Source organism: Winogradskyella psychrotolerans RS-3 (genome assembly GCF_000427335.1).
In the GTDB taxonomy this organism is placed as follows: domain Bacteria; phylum Bacteroidota; class Bacteroidia; order Flavobacteriales; family Flavobacteriaceae; genus Winogradskyella; species Winogradskyella psychrotolerans.
On the sequence record NZ_ATMR01000063.1, the window covers coordinates 1 to 1,738 of the forward strand.

The following is a 1,738-nucleotide window of genomic DNA, read 5'->3' on the forward strand; positions in this document are numbered from 1 at the left end:
GTTTATGTATAAGAATAGTTGCGGGTTTGTATGCGAGGATTTTCCGAAGGAAAATCAGACGTTACAAACAAGCAACGACCTTTGATTAAGCACTAAACCGCAATTATTTTTATACGGTGTTATGTGCTTTTATTCTTCTTTCTTTTTTAAACTTCTTAATCTAGTTAACAATGAATCGTATTGATAAATTCCTTTAAGAATCTCTTTTGTAAATTCAATCGATATTTCTATTTCGTCTTTTCCGATTTCATCATAAGTTTGGGCTTCAATATGTGCAGCATCATTTCCTAATAATCTTAATTCTTGCATTGCCTCTCTTAATTCAACAGGAAGTACAATTGCGGTTGATAAATTTTCAAGTCTTTTGTACAAATTATTACCTGTTGCAGATTTGTCATTACAGATTTCCTCAAGAGTTTTTCTAATCATTATTGCAGAGGCTTTTAAGCAGTCATTTCCGTGGCATAATATTGCTTCTTGAAATGATTCTAAAATCTTTGCTGGAATATTAGATGTGTCAAAAGAAATTAGTCTTGGTGGATAGCTAGTAATCAAATTACCTCCCAAACTAACTGTAAAAATATGCCCTTTGCATTGCGGACGAGGACACTGACGCTGTCCAAAATAATGAGTTTGTCCTTTTGTGTTTATTCCAGAGTCAGTTCCAACATTTTGAAATGCTCCGAAATGGCCACAATGAGGGCATTCAAGCGAAACTGAAGGCGTACTTGAATTTTTTATTCCATCTATTTTGTAAAACATATTAATATTTTGGTTTTAATTGCACATAACGGTCTTGTGTATGGTTAGTTGCGTGATTAAGCAACTAATTTAGTAAACAAATACGAACCCGAGAAAATTCCGAAGGAATTTTCCAAATAAGCACTTGCCAAAGCAATTAATTATACACAGTGTTGGCAATAGTTTTTATTATTTTTCCTTCCATAAAGCCAAGGTTTTCTCTTTCTTCACTTTGGTATATTCTGTAAATTTTTAGTGGTAATGTATCATTTGGTGGTCTTGGAAAATCATATATTTTAAAAATGTCACTTTTATTTGTTACAGGCAAACTTTTTGTAATCATTGAATCTGGAATTTTCTTGTCAGCAAAAACTCTTAAATGAAATCTTATTTCATTACGAACGTCTTGTTCAGGTCGACCAGTTATTAGACTATCTTTAATTATTTTAATATCAGATTCTAAATTATTTAAGTTGTCAGATAGTTCGGTTTTTCCAATGATTTTATTATTTGAAAATCCCATAAATATTTTTAGAGAATAATCACTTTCTAAATTGATAGGTTCACTTTTACCATCTTTTGGTAGTTCAAATTTAATTCCAATTTTTTTGTTTAAATAATCAATATAATTATTAGCTCTAATGAGATTGAATTCTACTTCTTTATCTGGCTCTATAATATGTGTAAATAATGTGTCTTTTGTAGATGAGAAATTGTATTCAAGGACAGTCTTTTTGATTTTTCTTCCAAGAGAGTCGGTAAACATTAGGTTGTAATCAAATTCTATCTTTGATTTATCCGCTGACCATTCTACAGTTTGAGTTCTTAAGTCGGTTATAATTAGGCTGTCTGAATTGAAATTTAATCTCGTTATTCCATTATTTTTGATTTCATACCATTTCCCGATTAGTTCTTTTTCAGATGAGTTTTGTCCACAAGAAAATACTAATAGAATAATCAATAAGTTTAATATGTAAAATGGTTTTCTCAAATTATT

At 30.2% G+C, this 1,738-nt stretch carries 2 protein-coding genes; both read right to left on the reverse strand.

All coding sequences use genetic code 11. The features are described from left to right. Positions 1–129 precede the first annotated feature (129 nt). Positions 130–762 (reverse strand): DUF4145 domain-containing protein, encoded by a 633-nt coding sequence (locus ADIWIN_RS04895; RefSeq protein ID WP_020897601.1) that lies wholly within the window; start codon positions 760–762, stop codon positions 130–132. A 136-nt stretch (positions 763–898) separates the two neighbouring features. After that, a partial coding sequence (locus ADIWIN_RS04900; protein WP_235047027.1) for a hypothetical protein occupies positions 899–1,738 on the reverse strand: 840 nt, incomplete at its 5' end.